This is a genomic window from Caulobacter sp. FG7, from assembly GCF_057808875.1.
Window position 1 is genome coordinate 187944 of record NZ_JBMDIW010000003.1, and the last position, 19317, is coordinate 207260.

Annotated in this window: 10 protein-coding genes and 1 pseudogene; 7 read left to right on the forward strand and 4 right to left on the reverse strand. The window is 63.5% G+C overall.

The window, feature by feature from the left end; translation table 11 throughout:
• Positions 1–67 precede the first annotated feature (67 nt).
• Positions 68–943 (reverse strand): PhzF family phenazine biosynthesis protein, encoded by an 876-nt coding sequence (locus ACODR1_RS04000; protein ID WP_488879287.1) that lies wholly within the window; start codon positions 941–943, stop codon positions 68–70.
• Between the two features lie 97 nt (positions 944–1040).
• On the opposite strand from ACODR1_RS04000, the gene ACODR1_RS04005 reads away from it, so the two are divergent.
• Positions 1041–1928, forward strand: coding sequence for a LysR substrate-binding domain-containing protein (locus ACODR1_RS04005; RefSeq protein ID WP_488879288.1), 888 nt, complete (start codon positions 1041–1043; stop codon positions 1926–1928).
• A 50-nt stretch (positions 1929–1978) separates the two neighbouring features.
• On the opposite strand, the gene ACODR1_RS04010 is transcribed toward ACODR1_RS04005, so the two are convergent.
• From ACODR1_RS04010 to chrA, 3 genes are read right to left on the reverse strand one after another with little or no spacing between them, the layout of a single operon-like run.
• Positions 1979–2155 carry a nucleoside triphosphate pyrophosphohydrolase family protein gene (locus ACODR1_RS04010; protein ID WP_488879289.1) on the reverse strand — a complete coding sequence of 59 codons (177 nt, stop codon included), beginning with the start codon at positions 2153–2155 and terminating at the stop codon, positions 1979–1981.
• Positions 2156–2171: 16 nt separating this feature from the next.
• Positions 2172–2867 carry a superoxide dismutase gene (locus ACODR1_RS04015; protein WP_488879290.1) on the reverse strand — a complete coding sequence of 232 codons (696 nt, stop codon included), beginning with the start codon at positions 2865–2867 and terminating at the stop codon, positions 2172–2174.
• The gene (gene chrA / locus ACODR1_RS04020; RefSeq protein WP_488879291.1) at positions 2867–4201 is read right to left on the reverse strand and encodes a chromate efflux transporter; all 1335 of its coding nucleotides are present in this window, start codon (positions 4199–4201) and stop codon (positions 2867–2869) included. The genes ACODR1_RS04015 and chrA overlap by 1 nt, the downstream gene beginning before the upstream one ends.
• 344 nt (positions 4202–4545) lie before the next feature.
• Here chrA and lanM point away from each other — a divergent pair, with 344 nt between their 5' ends.
• The 6 genes and pseudogenes from lanM to ACODR1_RS04050 all read left to right on the forward strand — a co-directional run bounded on the left by lanM (position 4546) and on the right by ACODR1_RS04050 (position 19307).
• Positions 4546–7644, forward strand: coding sequence for a type 2 lanthipeptide synthetase LanM (gene lanM, locus ACODR1_RS04025; protein WP_488879292.1), 3099 nt, complete (start codon positions 4546–4548; stop codon positions 7642–7644).
• A 666-nt stretch (positions 7645–8310) separates the two neighbouring features.
• Positions 8311–8848: pseudogene (locus ACODR1_RS04030) on the forward strand (DDE-type integrase/transposase/recombinase).
• A gap of 774 nt (positions 8849–9622) precedes the next feature.
• A complete protein-coding gene (locus tag ACODR1_RS04035) occupies positions 9623–11662 on the forward strand; it encodes an Ig-like domain-containing protein (RefSeq protein WP_488879293.1) in 2040 nt (679 codons plus the stop codon).
• Positions 11663–11957: 295 nt separating this feature from the next.
• Positions 11958–16280, forward strand: coding sequence for a hypothetical protein (locus ACODR1_RS04040; protein ID WP_488879294.1), 4323 nt, complete (start codon positions 11958–11960; stop codon positions 16278–16280).
• A 26-nt stretch (positions 16281–16306) separates the two neighbouring features.
• Positions 16307–18847, forward strand: a complete 2541-nt coding sequence (locus ACODR1_RS04045) for an RHS repeat-associated core domain-containing protein (protein WP_488879295.1) — start codon at positions 16307–16309, stop codon at positions 18845–18847.
• 7 nt (positions 18848–18854) lie between these two features.
• Positions 18855–19307 (forward strand): hypothetical protein, encoded by a 453-nt coding sequence (locus ACODR1_RS04050; protein ID WP_488879296.1) that lies wholly within the window; start codon positions 18855–18857, stop codon positions 19305–19307.
• The last annotated feature ends 10 nt before the right edge of the window (positions 19308–19317 follow it).

Genomic DNA, 19317 nt, shown 5'->3' on the forward strand with positions numbered 1-19317 from the left:
GACGTTCATGGAGTCAGGCGTCTGCGAGACGGGCTCGAGGCCTTCGGCTTCCCTATGCGCTGATCTTCTAGATCTCCAGTTCACCCCGCAGGACGACCACGCCCGAGCCGGACAGTTCCGGGCCAGGCCTAAGCCTCACGCTGAGCAGGCTGCGCCGCCCCATCTTCACCCCCTGCTCAATGACCAGTCCAGCGTCTGGTCCGAGCAGGCCGGAAGCGCCGAGATAGGCGGTCAGCGGTCCCGCCGCCGTTCCGGTCGCAGCGTCCTCCCACAGCCCCACGGTGGGATTGAAGAAGCGAGCATAGGCGGTTCCCGGCGCGGCCTCGTCGAAGGCATAGACGTAGCAACTCTCAGCGCCCGTGGGCTTCAGCACCGCCAGCAGCGGACCGGCGTGCGCCGCGCAGCGGTCGACGCTGGCTCGATCGCGCACCCGCACCATGAGGTGCGCCGCGCCGGTGTCGGCCGGCCTGGGCGGCGGGAACGGCACGATGTCGGTCGGCGCCAGGCCCAGGCTTTGCGCGAGAGGGCTGGCGTCGACCAGGGGCTCCAACAGATGCAAAGGGGCCTGCGTCATGCGTCCATGGAAGCGACCGCCCCGCTTCTGCAGAACGATCGGCAGCACCACGCCACCGATCTCCTGATGGAAGGTGGTCTCATGCGTCAGGTCGCCCAGCTGGCCGAAATGGGCCAGCCAAAGCCACGCTCCCAAGGCGTTGTGCCCCGCGCCGCCGACCTCGGACCCGTTGGCGGTGAACGAGCGCAGCTTCCAGTCGGCGCGGTCGCTGGCCTGGATGAAGGTCGTCTCGGCCTGATTGAGCTCAGCGGCGATCCGGCGCAGCACGGCGTCGTCCAGAGCAGCCCCGCCCTCCACCACCGCCAGCGGGTTTCCGCTCAAGGGCGTGTCGGCGAAGACGTCGATAAGACCGGCGATGAGACGAGGCATGCGCTAGCGTTCCTGGAGATGATCCCAACGCAGCTTGTTCTCGCCCAGGCCTCTGCGCAAAATCGAAGTTCTCAGCAAAAGATGAATTGAACTCAGCATGGCGACCTTCAATCTTCCACCGCTGGGCGCCCTGCGCGCCTTCGAGGCCGCAGGCCGGCTGGCCAGTTTCAAGCACGCCGCCGCCGAGCTGCTTGTGACCCCCACGGCGATCAGTCATCAGCTGCGTCAGCTGGAAAGTCACCTTGGCGTGCGACTGCTCGACCGCAACCCGCGCCGCGTCAGCCTCACCCCGGAAGGCCAGGTTCTGCATGACGCGACCTCGTCCGGCTTCGCCGAGATCGATCGCGCCGTCGCTCGGATACGGCGATCGCACGCCACGCCAATCCTGACCCTGTCGGCGACGCCGGCCTTTCTGAGCCAGTGGCTGGTGCCGCGACTGGCCGAGCTGCAGGACCGCTTTCCGAATCTGGAACTGCGCCTCCAGGCCTCCGACCAGTGGGCCGAGCTGCGCCCAGGCGGCGTGGACCTCGCCATTCGCTATGGTAAGGGCCCCTTCCCCAGCGTGGCAGCCAGCGCCCTGCGTCAGGACCTGTTCGCGCCGGTCTGCAGCCCGAGCCTTGGCCTGAAGAAACCAGAAGAGCTCGCGCGCGTGCGCCTCATCCACATCGACGGTCGCATCGCCCCGCGACCCTCGCCTGATTGGCCGCGCTGGTGCGCGCAGGCTGGCGTGACGGGTCTCGATACCGACGGCGGCCTAAGGTTCACCGATAGCCTTCACGCCTTGCAGGCCGCCATCGCTGGCCAGGGCGTCGCCATCGTCAGTCTAGTCATCGCCGCCGACGCGCTGACTCAGGGCCTGCTGGTCGCGCCGTTCGAGCAAACCCTGCCGGGCGAGACCTATCATTTCGCCTGCGCGCCAGCCTTGACCGACCGCGCCGACGTCGCGGCCTTGCGCGAATGGTTCATCGAGGCCTTGGGGCGCTAGCGTCTAGTCCGCTCGCGGCTCACCATCCGGCGAGAAGCGCCATTTGCGGCTCACCGCCGCCGAAAGGTCGGACCCTGGCGTTGGGCGAACAGCAGCACATGCCGCAGGAGATCAGCGGCCTCGTCGGCGAGGCTGTTCCGCAGCTCCACGTCGGTTCGCCCACGCGGTCGTCCCCGGCCGGTCGCCAGGTTCCAGACCTGCGTCAGCTCGCCGAGTTCTTCCTGCATCTTGAGGACGAACTAGTCAGGCCAACGCACGAGCGAACGCTTTGTCGGCATGCCCCCAGTCGATCGCGGCCATGAACGCGTCGACATAGGCGCCGGCCTTGGCCCCGTAGTCGAGATGATAGGCATGCTCGTACATGTCGAGCGCCAAGAGCGGGGTTCCGCCGGCCAGGGTCATGGTGTGGTCGGCGGCCCAGGTGTTGACCAGTCGGTTGTCGCGCGGGCTCCAGGTCAGCAGCACCCAGCCTGAGCCTCCGGCGAGGGCCTTGCCGGTCGCGGCGAACTCGTCCCGCCACTTGGCTTCCGAGCCGAAGGCGCGCTCGATTGCCTGGACCAGGGCCTTGCCCGGCCGATTGGGCGCGCCAAGGCCCGCGAAATAGACCTCGTGCAGGATCATCGAGTTCCAGGCGATCAGCTCTTCGCGTTTGAGGCCATTGAGCAGGAAGCCCGGAGCAGTCGCCAGATCGAGGCCCGCCAGCTGCCCACGGATCGCGCCCAGGCGCTTGACCGCCCCGACATAGTTGTTGTCGTGGTGGGAGACGAGCAGGCGTTCGGAGAGGCCGGTAATAGCCTTGGGATCGAACGGCAGAGCCTGAGCTGTGAACGCCGGGGTTGTCGGCGGCTGCGCGGCAGCCGCGCTTGCGGCCTGGAGCGCCAGGCCGCCGACGGCGACACCGGTGACGATCTGGCGGCGGTCAAGATCGATAGACGTCATTAGAAACCTCCTACGCTACGGAAGATGGAAAGGATGATGGCCGCCAGGGTGCAAACCCCAAGGGTGGTCAGGACGCCCGCCTTGAGCCGGAAGAGGAGCAGCGCCCCAAGGGTGGTGAGGCCTGCGGCGCTTAGGCTCAATGAGGCAAGGTCGGGCAAAGCGATCTCGCCCCATGGCGCGTTTAGGCGCCAAAACCGCGTGAAGAGCACGTGCGCCGAGAACCAGATCGTCAGGTTGGCGATCACGCCGACGACAGCGGCGGTGATGGCCGCCAGCGCCGCCTGGAGGCGCGGGGCCGAAGACAATCGCTCGACGAAGGGCGCGCCAGCGAAGATCCATAGGAAGCACGGCGCGAAGGTCGTCCAAAGGGCGATCATCGCGCCCAGCACGCCCGTCAGCCAAGGCGCAAAAGGCGCGGGCGCCCGGAAAGCCGCCAGAAAGCCGACGAACTCGGTCACCAAGATCAACGGTCCCGGCGTGGTCTCGGCGAGGCCCAGGCCATCGACCATTTCGCGCGCGGCCAGCCAACCATGGGTGTTGACCGCCTCCTGGGCCATGTAGGTCAACACGGCGTAGGCGCCCCCGAAGGTGACGAGTGAAAGCTTGGAGAAGAACAGCCCGATTTCGAACAGTACGTGGCTTGGACCAAGCAGCAGGGCGACCGAAATCATCGGTCCGGTCCAGATCGCAATCCAGCCCGCCGCCGTTCGCGCCGCATGGGCCACGAGCGGGCCGAGCGGATCGCGGGGGCGATCGGCGGTCGGGCCGGCGCCCCAGCTCACGACGCCAAGATGGGCGAGAACGGCGCCGACCACGCCCGCGCCGGCCACCACGAGCGGGAATGGAACCTGGAAAACGGCGATGGCCAGGAGCGCCGCCAAGGCTATCGCGCGCCGCGGCCAGTCCTTTAGGGCGCGCCGGCCGATGCGCATCAGGGACTCCACGACAATGGCCAGCACCGCCCCCTTCACGCCCAGAAAGGCTGCGGTCACCAGATCGACGTGGGCGGCGTAGGCGTAGAGCGCCGACAAGGCGAGCACGACCAGGGCGCCGGGGATGATGAACAGCAGGCCGGCGATCAGGCCGCCCCTCACGCCTTGCAGCTTCCAGCCAATATAGGTCGCCAGCTGCTGGGCCTCGGGGCCTGGCAGCAGGGTGCAGAAGTTCAGCGCCCGCAGGTACTCCTCCTCATTCACCCAGGCCAGGTCATCGACCAACGTCCGGTGCATCAGAGCAATCTGGCCGGCAGGACCGCCGAAATTGATCAGGCCTATGCGGCCAAAGACCTTGGTCAGGTCGCCAAGGGTGGGTGTTGCCTTCTGGTCTTCAGACACGCGTCGCCGTCCTGAGAATTCAGGTTCGGCGCGACTCTTGGGCGGGGACCGCCTGTTTCCGGGAGGCCACGCTCATCCCGGCTGAACGACTGAGTAGTCCAGTGCGACCTCAAGCACAATACGCCTGCACGGGCCCGCGCGCGGGCGGACCAGATGGAAACCGTGCGCCAGGAGCGGACGTTGGGTCAGCTCCAGAAAGCTGACATTCAGAGCCGCGAAAACCGGCCAATCTGACCCAAACAGGGATACTCGGAAGCCTACGCCGCCACATGCAAGAACAGCTGGACCGAACGCATTTCAATGATCACTGTAATTGTTAATTGGGTCGCGGGCGGGGGTTTGAAGTGCATCAAGGGCTATCTGCTGAAAGTCTGTATCGGGGAGCCGCCCTCCATGAGCGAACCGGTGGATCCACCGTCGAGGCCGAACTGCTTCACCAGCGGTATCTTAACCCCCAGCTGAAAGACCGTCCCGACCTGGAGGGCCGCCTCCGCAGTCTGACCGATCAACTTAGCCAGAAGTACATACAGCACGAGAAAGGACCGAATCCTGAATGGGCCGGTTTTCTCGACGTCCTAGTGGGGAGCAAAGAAGAGACTTGGACGCCCACGATCTCCGGTCTGATCGAAACCTTTTGTTCCACTGAGGTATACGCTGCTCCGTTCCGGTTAGCCGCGGGTCGGATGGCCGAGCGCTTAAGCAAGCTTTTTGGTCCAGACGCTTCATCGGGCGCCATAGACGCCCTCGTGACCTACTACGTACGGCGTTTACGCGATGTCGCTCGCTTTGTACTGCACCTTTCCTATAGCCGGGCCAATACGTCCTATTCTGTCTGGGCCTCAAGTTTTAGCGGCACAAGCAACTTATGGCCCGCGCTGGCGAGCGAATTTCCAGTTCTTCTGCGTTGGTTGTCAGAGGTTGACCGCCAGCAAGTCGAATCCGCAGCAGAACTAAGCTCGCGCCTCGGTGCAGATCGAGATCTCTTGTTCGAGAGCTTCGGCGTGAAACGCGACGCGAGGCTCGCGTCAGTGGCTCCAGGACTATCCGATCCGCATCATGACGGACGGAGCGTTATGCGCCTGACTTTTCAGGGGGGCGGGAGTTTAATCTACAAGCCTAAGCCCATGGCGATCGAAAAGGCTTTCAACGACCACTTCGGCAGCATCCGAGAGGCGGTGGGCCTTGATCCCATAAAAATCGTTGACGCGGGAGACTACGGTTGGGCTGAGGACGTCATTACGAACGCCGCGCCGGTTGATCGCATCGGACCGGAAGCGGGCAAGGCCACGGCGCTTCTCTGGTTGCTCAACGCGACGGATTTGCATTTCGAGAACGTCCACCTCGGTGAGGGCGGGGTGCGAATTTTGGATCTTGAGACCTTGCTAACGGCACCGGTCGCAGGTTTTCCATCATTATATGACCGTCCCTGGCGCCGGCATTCCATCAATTCCACATTCCTATTTCGAGGCAATATTAGCGATAATGCAAAGCTTGTTGGCTTCGCTGGCTTCACGCAGCGCGGCGACCGGACGGCCGGCGTGCCTCATCCGGGATTTGCAATCCGCGACGATCAGGTTGTTGTGGTCGGGTCTGAGGGGGCAGCCGAAAAAGCGGTACATGAGGCGGATTCCGAGCGCCCTGCGCGTCAGCTTTTTGCCAAATCCGTAGTCACCGCCTTCAGAGAAGCGGTTTCAAATATCAGCAAGAACGTGGAGTCATTTCGGCTCACATTAGATGACGATTGTCGACTACGCTTTATCGCTAGAGACACGGACTTTTACTATCAAATACTCGATCGAATGCGGCAACCCCGCTTTCTGCGTGATGCAGCGCTCCTAGAGGCTGACCTCTTTCAATTGCACCTGGGTGTACCTCAGGACAGCCCCTTCGCTCCCCAACTTCACGAGATCACGGCAGACGAGATCCGCCAGTTGCTCCGTGGTGACATTCCATATTTTTCCTATGGTGCTGGACGAAGATCGATCATGACATCCACCGGCCTCGTCACTGACGCATTCGCCGTGAGTGGCAAGGAGTATGCTCGGATGAAGCTGAACGAGTTCGAACCAAGCGACGTCTCAGAACAGGCGACCTTGCTCTCCCTGGCTTTACGCGACTTTACGGCGTTCGCCCCCCAAGACTTCGGGCGCCAAAGGAGCGATCACGGCGCCACACCTGCTATCGATGATCTCAGCTTGGCGCGTGAACTCAGCCACCTTGCAGATTCGATCATGGACGGCGCGTTCGAAGCACGCAGCTCACCGGCCCGGTGGCTCGCTCTTGCCGGAGGTTCGTCAGAAGCCGATCTGAAAGCAGAGGCTGGCGAGTCCACTTTATTCAGTGGAAGTTGGGGCATTCTGGTGGGGCTCCAGGCTGTGGAAAGCGCCGCCGCACCACACGTCGAATGCGACCGTCTGGAGCGTTTTCTCGACGTTCAGGCCGATCTTTGGGCGCGAAGCCTACGAGACTCGGAAGCTGGAGATCGTATCGGGCGTCAAAGCCTTCTCGGACTTGCAGGTCTGGGCGGCGATCTTGTCGCCTTTTCAAGGCTTCAGGATCTCTCACCGCGCTGGCGGTTCTTGCGACGCTACATCGCTCCGCTGTTGAAAGCTGCGTCACAAGCCATCGAAGTGGATAGATCTTTCGACATTTTGAGCGGTTCGGCCGGGCTCATGGTGGGGTGCGAAGCCGTTCTGTCGTCGATGTCGAACGATGACTTCGCTGCTCTCGCGACAGCTGTGCAGCAGAAGGCCGCTGCCAGATTATTGAAGTCGGCCGTTCCCTGCGAAAGCGGTTTGGGATGGATCATCCCCGGCCAGTCGAAGGCGCTCCTCGGATTCGCGCATGGCTGGGCCGGGATCGTCGCGGCGCTCGAGGCGGCAAGACGTCGGGCGAACGAGGTTGAGGGAGTGGCCCTCGCGGCGTTGTTGGAAGCTGCCGCGCGGTATCCGACTGACCTTCTGATACGTCAGGGCTTCTGGGGGGACTTTCGTTTCGGCCTGGCGGCCCAACCTTTGAACGACAGTTGGTGCAACGGAAAGCCAGGTTTCGTCAGAGGACTACTCACTTTGAAAGGCGTCTGGCAGCCGGATTGTCAGGAAGCCCTGGAAAATATCATTGCACAGTTGAAGATCCCCAATCAAAATCTCAGTTACCGGTTCTGTTGCGGCGTCATGGGGTCTGTCGATCTTTTCATCGACCTCGCTGGTGACCCGGCTTGGGCGGACTTAAGCTTCGAGGCGAGGAAGCAAGTCTTCACAGTGCTGCGACGGCTTCCATCGCTAGACCCCCACGAGACGCCTGCGCTCATCGCGGAGATTGGGTTTTCCGGGTTGTTCCAAGGAAAGGCGGGTATAGCCTATACCGCAGCGAGACTTCTGAAACCCGACCTTCCCAGCCTGTCACAAATCCGGTTGGCGCCACGCGCGTCAACGATTTCGTGACGGCCGCAACTAGAATTGCGATTGCCAAGCGCCTAGCTCCATATCAGTGTTCGCAGAACGCCACTTGGAAATTAACAATGCAAGCACTGGCCTTTCGTCCGCAACACGACGAACACTCCGAGGTTACCGACCGTTTGGTCGAGGAACAGCTATGGGCGGCTTTTGGAATGGAACTCTTCACTGACCGTATGATCAACGGCGCGTCAGGTGATGAAAACGGACCGTTCATGGGCACCGGATACACCGCAAACGCTTGCTACAACTGCGGGGGAAGCGCTCTGTCGGCGACGCAAGTGAACTGCTGCAGGTAGTTCGTCCGCCTGCGAGGATAGGAAAGCAAGCCCGCCCTTATTTTTCGGATTTACTGGCGGCGCGGTACAGCGAGAAAGCTGGTAAGCAAACCGTCGACAGCGAACATCAACTTGGCCAAGCCCAAGGTCGGGACATGCGATTTGAAGTCGCTTAGCGCGAAGCGCGCGGACCGGTCATCTTCTCGACAAGCACCATCGCGACGCTCGTTTGCGTCGTTTCGTTATTTCCGTCGAAGCCGCCGAACTTGATGGCTCAGTCCTCGATCTCGGTGTGATCCTCGGCCGTCCATGCTGACATTTTAACGCTAGCTTTATCTCCACTACCGCGGCCGCAGTCCGAAAAGGCGGAGATCAAGTGAAGCCGATATCATTCAAGCGTCACCGGTTTCCGTCGGCGGTCATCCAGCAGGCCGTTCGGCTTTATTTCCGTTTCTTGCTAAGTGTTCGAGACGTCGAGGATTGATGGCCGAACGCGCCGTCGATGACGAGGGCGAAGTGCTTGACACACTGGTACAGAAGCGCCGAAACAAGAGGCTGGCGCCGAAGCTTCTGCGTCGCCTGCTCCGCAACACCGGTGTCGCACTACAAGCGATCGTCACGACAGACTGGTGCCGTACCACGCCGCGACGAAGGCGCTCGGCCAGCGGCAACACCATCGACCTGGCGGGATGCGAGGGAACAATCGAGCCGAGAACTTACACCTCCGCATCCGGCGACGAGAGCGAAAGCAGCGGAAGGTCAAATCTCAAGGCTCAGCCCAGCGCTTCCTCGCCGCCCATGGACCGATCTACAACACCTTCAACCTTCAGCCCCACCTGATCTCCCGGCCTGGACACAGAGCGCTCTTGGCCAAGGCGGAACTCGCCTGGGCGAAGGGCGCAACGACGGCCTAGCTGCCCTCGCCTCTGGGATTCGCGCGGCTGACGGCGATCAACTTGTCAGTTCCGGCTGGACCAAAGGCCTGGCTGTTTAGGACACTAGCTGTTTTGGCTAGAGCAACGCTTGGACGATTTGGAAACAAGTCAGCGTCCGGCATGTAGAGTCTGCCCAGCCGGCCGATCAGAAATACTGCTGTGCCGACAAGTTCGCGCCAGTTGCTGACCTACATGCACCTCCAAGAACCGGACCTTCAGCTCACCCGGCACAGGGGCGAGATCGACCCATAATAGGCATTTAGGTTTCCATCGACGAGCACGTAGGCATGACTCATCGCTTCCGTTCGGAAGTTCTGCTTTCTGGCCGTAACTGAAGCGTCGACGGCGCTGACTCCACGACTCGTGGGCAACTAGCGCAAGTCTGCTTTAATCCAGCGCCCCAGCAGACATCGCTTGCTCCTCAGAGCCGAGCTAGCCTCGACCCGCTAGGTAAGAAGACGCAACTGAAAAGCTCTGTGGCGATAACGGTCGATCCTCTGCGTGTCGGAGACCGCCGAAGCACCCGGTTTCGCGTTCTCCTGAAACTGTGGCCGCAAGCTTGACCATGGGTTGACGGCGCTTCGATTGTTTGCGAACTCGCGATTGAGTGTCGCTGAAGATGCGACCAAGGGGCGTTGTATGTCGCGTATCGGAAGCCGGATTGGGCTGGCAGCCTTGATGGTCTGCTGTCTCAGCGGGGAGGTTCTGGCGCAGGCGCAATCGGTAACCTACCGGTACGACAACCTGGGGCGCGTGGTTCAGGTCACCTATTCCGACGGTGCCTCGGTGACCTACGCCTACGACAAGGCCGGCAACCGTACTCAACAGACGTCGACGCCGCGGATACCGGCTCCGGGGGCGAGCGACGCCTCGCTCAGCGTGGGCTACAACAGCACCGCCAGCCTTGCCCTGCCGATCTCGGGCGTGGCGACGGGGGCCGCCCTGGACGCTGCTCCGGCAAAGGGCACGGTCTCGTTCTCCGGAACCACGGCGACCTACAAGGTGACCTGGCCCAACTACGGCGCTGACAGCTTCACCTATCACGCGACCGGTCCTGGCGGTTCGTCGGCGGTGCGCACCGTCAACGTCTCGATCGGCAATCCTCCGATCCCGTCGTCCAACAATGGATCGGCCTCGACAGCCTACAACACCGCTTTGGCGATCACCTATCCGGTCACTGGCGACTATGCCGAGGTGGCGCTGGATTCGACTCCGGCCCATGGCACCATTTCAACCCCCGGCCATGTCGCCGGCGTGGGTCATCAGTCGATCTACACGCCGCACGCTGGTTACTACGGTCCCGACAGCTGGACCTTCCATGCCTACACGGCCGGCGGCTCCAGTCCGGTCAGGACGTTCAGCATCAATGTCGGCCTGCCGGCTGCCCCGACGGTGTCGGCCAAGGCGATATCGACGGCCTACAACACCGCAGGATCGGTGAACCTGGCGCCGGCAGGCGTTTACAACAGCGTGGCAGTGGCGAGCGGGCCGACGCGAGGTTCAGTATCGATCTCGGGAACCACGGTGACCTATACGCCGACGCCTGGAACCCTTGGTTCGGACAGCTTCACCTTCACCGCGACCGGCCCCGGCGGGACCAGCGCGCCAGCCACCGTGTCCGTGACCGTGGCCGCTCCGCCTGCGCCGGGCGCGAGCGACGCCACGCTCAGCGTGGGCTACAACAGCACCGCCAGCCTTGCCCTGCCGGTCTCGGGCGTGGCGACGGGGGCCGCGTTGGACGCCGCGCCGGCCAAGGGCACGGTCTCGTTCTCCGGAACCACGGCGACCTACAAGGTGACCTGGCCCAATTACGGCGCCGACAGCTTCACCTATCACGCGACCGGTCCTGGTGGTTCGTCGGCGGTGCGCACCGTCAACGTCTCGATCGGCAATCCCCCGATCCCGTCGTCCGCCAACGGATCGGCTTCGACGGCCTACAACAGCGCCGTGGCGGTCACCTATCCGGTCACGGGTGACTATGCCGAGGTGGCGCTGGATTCGACCCCGGCCCATGGCAGCGTTTCCACACCCGGCCATGTCGCCGGCGTGGGCCACCAGTCGATCTATACGCCGCACGCCGGCTACTACGGGCCCGATAGCTGGACCTTCCGCGCCTACAACGCCGGCGGCTCGGGGCCGGTGAGAACCTTCAGCATCAATGTCGGCCTGCCGCCGGCGCCGAGCGCCGGCGCGACCAGCCTGTCCGTTCTCTCGCTCACCAGCGGTTCGGTCCAGCTGCAGCCGGGCGGGGTTTACTCAGGCGTGGCGATCAGCGCCCAGCCGGCGCATGGTTCGGTGTCGCTGAACGGCGCGACCGCCACCTACACGCCGAGCGGGGCCTATGTCGGCAGCGACAGCTTCAGCTACGTGGCCTCCGGGCCCGGCGGAAGCAGTGCGCCGGCGACCGTCAGCGTCACCGTCCAGAACCGCGCGCCCACGGCCAATCCAGAGGCGACCCTCGCCGTACCTGGCAATCCGATCACGCTCTCGCCGCTCGACAACGACACCGATCCGGAAGGGCAGAGCCTGACGATCATCGCGGCTTCCGGCGGCGGCCCCGGTTCGTCCCTGAGCTTCAACGGTTCGACGATCGTCTACACGCCGTGGGCCAGCGAGCCCCAGGGATCTCAGCGCAGGCTGTCCTACACGATCTCCGACGGCCATGGGGGTACGGCGAGCTCGTACATCGACGTGACCATGGACTACAGCGGCGATGGCCAGTGTCACATCGATCCGAACACTGGCGAGTGTGTGATCAGCTTGCGTCGGGCCGTCCAGAAGGGGCAGTCGTGACCAAGTTGGTGAGTGGGGCCAAAATCGTCGGGCATGAACGCGAGCACCGGCCGAGATGTCGCGTCGGTAAAGTCAGTTTGTCCGGCTTCCGTAATTCTAAGCACAGGGAGCTTGGTTCTGGCCGGAACTCCCCTGGGCTGTCCCGTCGCCGCGGTTACGGCGTCGAGAGGTGTGTCGGCTCCACTCCTGATTGGTGTCGTGACGGCCTGGGCCGCCACGCTAGGAGAGAGTCAGTTGCGTGTGTTGGGTTGGGGCAATAAGCGTGATGTTGTGCGGATCGGTGCGGTCGAAGGCGTTGGCTGCGGCCCTGTTGTTCTCGACGGCGCTGGGCGGCGCGGTCGCTCTTCCCTCCAACGCGCGGGCCTCGGTCTATCCCACCCCGTCGGTGCAGATCGCCAAGGGGACCTTGAGCCCGCCGAGCGCGGTCGCCGGCTGGTCCGGGGATCCCGAGGACGGCTTGTGCCTGGCCTTCTACGGCAACCCCGACATCTGTCCGGTCAGCGGCCGGCCGCGGACGCCCGAGATCAAGGCCCTGGCGCGGGCCCTGAAGAACGATCCTGACCTGATCTTCGAGTTCGTCCGTGACAGTGTCGACACCGAGTTCATCTTCGGCGCGCACAAGGGCGCGCTCGGAACCAGCATCGATCGATCGGGCTCGTCGTTCGACCAGGCGATCCTGCTCTTCGAACTGCTGCGCGAGGCCGGTGTCACGGCGCGGTATCAATTCGGAACCGTCACCCTGACGGCCAGCCAGTTCTACGACTGGACGGGGATGGACAACGCCCAGGCCGCTTGCGCGCTGCTGGCGGCGGGCGGCATCCCGGCGGTGATCAACGGCGAGACCCGGGCCAGCTGCGACTATGCCGGCGCCATCAGCAGCGTGACGGTGTCGCATGTCTGGGTCGAGGCCCAGATCGGCGGCGCCTTCTACACCTTCGATCCGTCGCTGAAGGCCTACCAGCATCAGGCGGGGATAGGGGTGTCGCAAGCCATGGGGCTGAACGACGGCGAGCTGTGGAACGCCGCGACCTCGGGCATGGGGCAGGCCAGCGCCGGCGGCGTGCCCTTCGTCTCGAACCTCAACCAGGAAGCGCTGGCCTCCAAGCTGCAGCTCTACTCGACCACGCTGGAGACCGCGCTGAAGGCCAAGGTCGAGGCAGGTCAGGACCTCACCGACGTGATCGGCGGCCGGCGCATCAAGCCCGTCGAGCGCCCCGCCGGCGGCTGGCGCCTGGCCAGGCCCGCGAACTACTCGGGGACGGCGACGTGGGAGAAGGGGATCCCGACGCCGTTCCGGAACCGCCTCACGCTGGTGGCTTATGTCGACGCAGTTGGCGGCGGGAGCGCCCCGTTGCTCGGCGTGAGTTTCTTCACCGACGAAATCTATGGCCGGCGCCTGCATCTTGGCAGTCGCCCGGACGGCGATGCGGCGACTGCTGTGCGCTGGTTTCCGACTGTCACGCTAGATGGTGTCGAAGTGCAGGAGGGCACGCCGCTACCGTTCGGCGGCAACATGACAGTGGCCCTGAGCATGGACATCAACCATCCGTTCGTCGGCGGCTATGGCGATGTCATTCTCACCAAGCAGGCCGATCTCTTCTCGCCCGTGGCCGTCGTTCATGGGTGGGGGCGGACCTCCAGGCGCCTTCAGGACAAGTGGGAAGAGGAGCAGGCCCACGACAAGGCCGGCTACACGACGCTGATCTCGATTCTGAGCGAGACGCCGCCGCAGCCTTCGGCCTCGGGCGACCTTTTGCGTTCCAGGATTGCGGCCAAGTGGTTGGCCGAGACCAGTCAGGCCGGCGAGATCGCCGCCCAGGTCGCGAACGCCCGGTTTGCGCCGCTGCATAGTGTCGGCGTCGTATCAGCCGACCAAATCAATATTCCGGTTATTCCCGAGCCCCGTGACTATGAGGGACTTCGAACCTCTGGCTTCGTCACCCGAGACGAGGTGACGGTCATCGACGTCGAATCCAGTCTGGGGGTGGTGTCCCGGACATCGGATGCGTCCTCTCGGACTGCGGCTCTTCACACGATCGCCGCGCTCGATGCGGCCCTAGAGGGGGGAGTGCTCGCCGAACTGGTCGATACGCCAGACGCGGCCTCAACGGCTTCGCGGATGGCGTGGGGCAACCGTCCCGAGGCGTCGGAAACACCCAATACCAGCCCGCGACGCTTCTACAGCTTTGCCGCCTCGAACACGCTTTCTTATCCGACCGTCACCGGCCTGATGGTCTACGACGGCGGCGTCACGGCCGTCCCGGCGTTCAACAAGGTGCCGATCATCGAGCAAATCGAGGTTGATGGTCGGCGCACCGATCTGGCCTCGGCCATCAAGAGTTATACGTCCTCGGGCTACGAGGTCACCGCTTCGGCTGAAGCGTCGCTCGGTCCAGGTCATAGGATCGGCACCGAGTATGCCGCTTGGGAAGTGCGCATCCACGATGCGCTAGTCAAACTGCAAGCCGCTAAGCAGTCCTTCTGTTACCCGGTGGCTTTCACCTCCGGCTCGAACAACGGTCAGTGGCCAACTCTCGATATTTATGTAGCGATGAATGGCGGAGACACTGATGTTTTGGGGTGTGGCGGCAGTCTTGCTCTTCGTGACCTCGCCGTCTATGCAAACGCCATAGGCTCAAAAGACGGAACTGCGGAGCGCGTTGTTACGGGCTATAAGCGCCCTGCCACCCTTCAGCGTGGCGGCGCCCTGATCGCGGTGAAGTATGACACGGTTAGCGGCGAGCCGCTGGCGATCGCGCACGCCCTGACGCGTGTCGGCATGGTGACAAAAGGGGGCGGCGCCCCGTCGACCTCGGTCTTCGACATGAAGAAGGTCACCGACAGCCTCAGCGACCGCTTCAAGGATCGTTCGAACGCTGCCGGCGTGAATCTCGCCACTGGTCTTGCAGGCTTCAAGGGGCCGATCGAAGGGAGTGTCGGCCAGGGGGAGTTCCCTTACCGTTTGGAGCAGTACACCGAGCTTCGCGGCGGCTATCGTGATCCGCCCGAGTATCACAGTGAATATTCCTCGGCGCCGTACAAGGCTCCGGACGGGCCCGTGAGCAACTGGCAGGGAACCGCAGCTGTCAGCAGTTCGGTCGCTGAGGCTTGGGGTCCGCAGCGAGTGGACGCATCGGCGCAGAGCCTTGTCGCGCTGGCGGCGATGCAAGCTGTCTGGCGTCAATCGCGCGGACCCGCACGCGAAGCCGCTGGCGCTCTGGTCGCCGACTGGTGGACGAGGAGCTGGCGCCACAACGTGGTGGCGATTTCGCAGGGGGCTTCCAGCGAGCGCTTCGTTCGTCTCGCCAGTGGCGGCTACGCGCCCGTCGCCGGTGGAGGTGGCTCCGTCACGGTGACCGGAACGCCGCAACTGGTTCGCCCGCCCTTCGTTCGAACCGGCACGCCCATCGGTGCGACACAGTTGGAGTCGACGACACGTGCGTGGCGCTACGACGGCATGTCGGTGACGGCGACCAGTGCATCGGGCGATGTCCGCTCCTACGCTTATTGGGGGATCGAGCCCTACATCCCCGGTGGGTGGATCCCTGACTTCGCGGCTCAGCCGGATGCGTTGCATGGCTTCCGTCTGAACACCTGGACGTTCCCCCGCGGTGTAACACTGACGCTCGACTATCCCCCAGACGATCCCTCCAATCCCTACGACGGCACGGACAAGCCGACGTCGGTGACCTCGAGCCTCGGCCAGACCCTGTCGACGCTCACGCGCTGGGAGCCGAACACCTGGAAGATCCTGGACGCGGCCGGCAAGCCGACCCGGCTGGAGCTGCGCCCCGTCGTGCCCCGGACGCTGACCCAGCGTCCTGATCCCAATCGTCGCGTCAACGCGGTCTATGGCGCCCTGGACGACGTCACGCCTATGCTCAGCTACGGCTACGACGCGGTCGGGCGGGTGGCCTGGGCAAAGGACCGTCTAGCGGCCGGCGGCCAGCGCCAGGCTCACACCTTCTACATCGCCGACGGCTATCGCGGTGAACGGGTAGACCCGCTGGGCAACCGCTACGTCGTCGAGACGACGTCGGGCGCTGGCCTGTCGGTCGACGGGATCGCCGCCATTGGCCGGACGCGCCACATCGACGAACTGTCGCGCGTGACGACGAGCCTGATGGATGGCCGCGGCCGGGTGCTCAGCCGGACTTATCCGGAAGGCGATGCGGACGTGTTCTCCTATGACGGGCGCGACAACGTCATCAAGCTGGTCAAGCACGCCAAGCCGGGATCAAGCCAGGTGCTCACCGTGGAGGCCGCCTACGACCCGATCTGGAACAAGCCCCTCTGGGTGAAGGACGCGCGCGAGCAGCGGACGGACTTCACCTACGTGCCAAAGGGCTCAGCGGGGGCAGGCGAGGTGGCCACGATCACTCAGCCGGCCGTGGCGGGCGGGCGTCCTGTGTGGAGCTTCGAGTACGGGACCGGCGGGCTGCCGACAAAGGTCACTGACCCGACCGGCGTTGTGACGCGCACCGACTACGACGCCAGCGGCAACCCCAAGGCCACGGTGCTCGATCCAGGGGGCGTCAACGCCCAGACCTGCCGCACGTTCGATGCGGCCGGCAACGTAACGAGCGAGCGCGATCCGCGCGCGGGGGCGTGCTCGTGAGCCGGGTGGGCGGAAGGGTGATGGCCATGCGTGGGCTTGTCGCCGGTCTGGCGGCGCTGTTGCTGGGTGCGCAGGCCTGGGCGCAGGAGGCCGAGCCGACGGCGGCGGATTACACCACCTACCGAGGCTATGACGATATGCGGCGGCCGACCCTGGTGGTCGGTCCTGACCCGGATGGAGCGGCCGGAGCGCTAAAGCGACGGGCTGAGCGGACGATCTATGACGCCGAAGGCCTGGTGACGAAGGTCGAGGTCGGCACGGTGGACGGCGTGTCGCTCGACGCGGCGGGAAAGGTGAGCGTCACCAACTTCATTCCCGGACAGACTACGACCTTCACCTATGACGCGGTGGGCAACCGAACTCAGGTCTACGCCAACAAGGACACGTCGGCCGCGCAGCTGACCCAGACGCGTTATGACGCCTCGAACCGGCCCGAGTGTGTTGCTGTGCGGATGGCGCCGGCGCAGTTCACTGCGCTCTACGGTGGGGGCGTTCAGCCCGACGCATGCGCTTTGTCGGTTGGCGCCGATCGCATCAGCAGGACGATCTACGACGCGGCGGGCCAGACCCTTCAGGTCCAGCAGGCGGTCGGCTCGCCTGACGAGCGTGCCTACGCCAGCTTTACATACACCCTGAATGGTCAGCAGCAGACGATCACTGACGCCAACGGCAACAAGACCGCCCTGGTCTATGACGACTTTGATCGCCTGAAGTATCAGTATTTCCCTTCATCGGCTCGTGGGTCAGGCGTGTCCAGCGCGACCGACTACGAGGAGTACGCCTACGATCCAAACGGCAATCGAACCGCTTGGCGCAGGCGCAGTGGCGCAGTCATGCTCTTCGCCTTTGACGCGCTTAACCGCCTGAGCGCCAAGACGGGGAGCGCGATCCGAGGCGTTGGCTATAGCTATGATCTAGCGGGCAGGCCGACCGCTGCCCGCTACAGCGCCGATGGCCAGGGTGTCGTCTACGGCTACGACACGGCCGGGCGCCAGACAACCGAGGCGACCTTTGGTCGGGCTCTGACCTACGAGTACGACAAGGCCGGCAATCGGACCGTTCTGCGCTGGCCGGAGCCGTACTATGTCACAAACAAGATCGATGCCGTCGGCCGGCTCAAGTCGGTGGCGCTGACAACCAACGCGCCGTTCGTGACCTACGGTTCCGACAACCTGGGGCGACGGACCTCGGCCAGCCTCTTCAATGGTGCGGTGTCGAGCTGGGGATACGATGCTGGCGACCGACTGACCAGCTTGACTCACGATCTGCCTGGAACGGCCCAGGACGTCAGCTTCGGCTTTACCTATAATCCGGCCGGCCAGACCGACGGGCAGGCGGTGTCCAACGGCGTGTATGTCTGGGCGGCGCCCGGCGCGAGCCTCAACGCCACGGCCGACGGCCTCAACCGGGACGCGGCCATCGTCGCTGCAGGCGGCTATAACTCCAATCAGAACCTTATCAAAGATAGCGGGCGCGCTTTCGGTTACGATGGCGAAAATCGCCTGACCTCCATGAGTGGGCCCGCCAGCGCCAGTCTGGAATATGACCCCCTCGGCCGCTTGGCCAGAACCACGATCAACGGCGCGGTCACTCAATTTCTATACGCGGGCGACAAGTTGGTGGCCGAGTACGACGGCGCGGGTAACGTGCTTCGCCGCTATGCGCCCAGTTACGGCGTTGACGAGGCGATCGTGTGGTGGGAAGGGAGCGACAACAGTACGCCCCGCAGTCTGCACACCGACCGCCAGGGATCGGTGATTGCCGCGGCCAGCTATGGCTCGGCCCAGGTCTATACCTATGGCCCCTACGGCGAACCAGGCGACAATTGGGGCGCAGGCGCCCGCTTCCGCTACACCGGCCAGATCGCCCTGCCGGAACTCAGGCTCTACCACTACAAGGCGCGGGTCTATGACCCTGCTCGTGGATGGTTTCTCCAAACCGACCCCATCGGGTACGGGGATGACCTCAATCTCTATGCATATGTCGGTGGAGACCCTCTCAATAAGACGGATCCGACGGGCAACCAAGCCTGTCTGGGCAAGTGCCCGGACTTTGACGGTAAGACGGTGATCGGGATTTCGCCGACGGGCATCTACGTCAATAAGAACGCGCCCTACGCGAAGGAAACGATCGAAGGCGTAATCGCCGTTGTGTCGATGTTCATCCCCGGCGGGCAGGAGAAGGCTGCTGCAGAGGTCGGAGCGGCCGCAAAGGGACAGGGTGTCTTAGCGACAGTTGGTAGAGCCGCCTCCAAAGGGTGGCGCGTGGGCGATGACGTCTATGCACTAACTGCCAAAGGCAAAGCTCCGTCGTGGTCGACAGTGCGTGCTCGGTTCTGGAAGAATGAGGCAGCGGGTAGCGACGCAGCTTCCAAATATGGTGCCGAGAATGTCGACCGAATGGCTTCGGGTCGTGCCCCGCAGCGATATAATCCCGATAAAGGCGGAATAGAATCGATGGAGTTGAGCCACGAACCAATTCCGGCACGAGAGGGCGGCCGCTCTTTCGTGCCTCGATGGCCCCAGGACCATGCCGCTCGAGACCCCTTCCGTCGTCCCGGATATTGAGGAGACAATGACGCTAGCCTCAAAGTTTCAGGAGCACAGAACCAATCGCATTCATCTGGATGGTCGGGACGTGTTCAGCTTGTACGAGCTCGATCTGAAGGGTGTCCGTACCCTTTATGTCGATATTGTTTCGGTAGATCGAAGTGTTGATCAAGGTGTACGCTTGAAAGCGACTAAGGGTGAGCTGATCGTCAATGGGCAGCCTATCAAAGAAGCGGCGATTTGGGCGGCTACCGCTCCACCACGGTTTAGCGTTCACCCTTCCGCTCAAGCGCAGAAGGGTATGCTAAAGATCTGGAATTTCTGGAAAGTGGGTGGCGTGGATCAAGCTTGGGTCGGGAATGCCGGTATGTTGGTCGAGGAAGCCGGTGACACGATTACGTTTAGTTGTAGTCCGGGTGTTGGTGAGTTTGATCCTCACCGCATGAAATTACTGATTACGATTCAGCGCGGCGATTAATCTCCCGCGG

What these genes read in the sequence shown, in the direction of transcription:
- ACODR1_RS04010 (WP_488879289.1), bottom strand. Translation starts at nt 2,155, where the DNA reads ATGCAGGAAGAACTCGGCGAGCTGACGCAGGTCTGGAACCTGGCGACC.
- ACODR1_RS04005 (WP_488879288.1), top strand. Translation starts at nt 1,041, where the DNA reads ATGGCGACCTTCAATCTTCCACCGCTGGGCGCCCTGCGCGCCTTCGAG.
- ACODR1_RS04000 (WP_488879287.1), bottom strand. Translation starts at nt 943, where the DNA reads ATGCCTCGTCTCATCGCCGGTCTTATCGACGTCTTCGCCGACACGCCC.
- ACODR1_RS04015 (WP_488879290.1), bottom strand. Translation starts at nt 2,867, where the DNA reads ATGACGTCTATCGATCTTGACCGCCGCCAGATCGTCACCGGTGTCGCC.
- ACODR1_RS04045 (WP_488879295.1), top strand. Translation starts at nt 16,307, where the DNA reads ATGCGTGGGCTTGTCGCCGGTCTGGCGGCGCTGTTGCTGGGTGCGCAG.
- ACODR1_RS04050 (WP_488879296.1), top strand. Translation starts at nt 18,855, where the DNA reads ATGACGCTAGCCTCAAAGTTTCAGGAGCACAGAACCAATCGCATTCAT.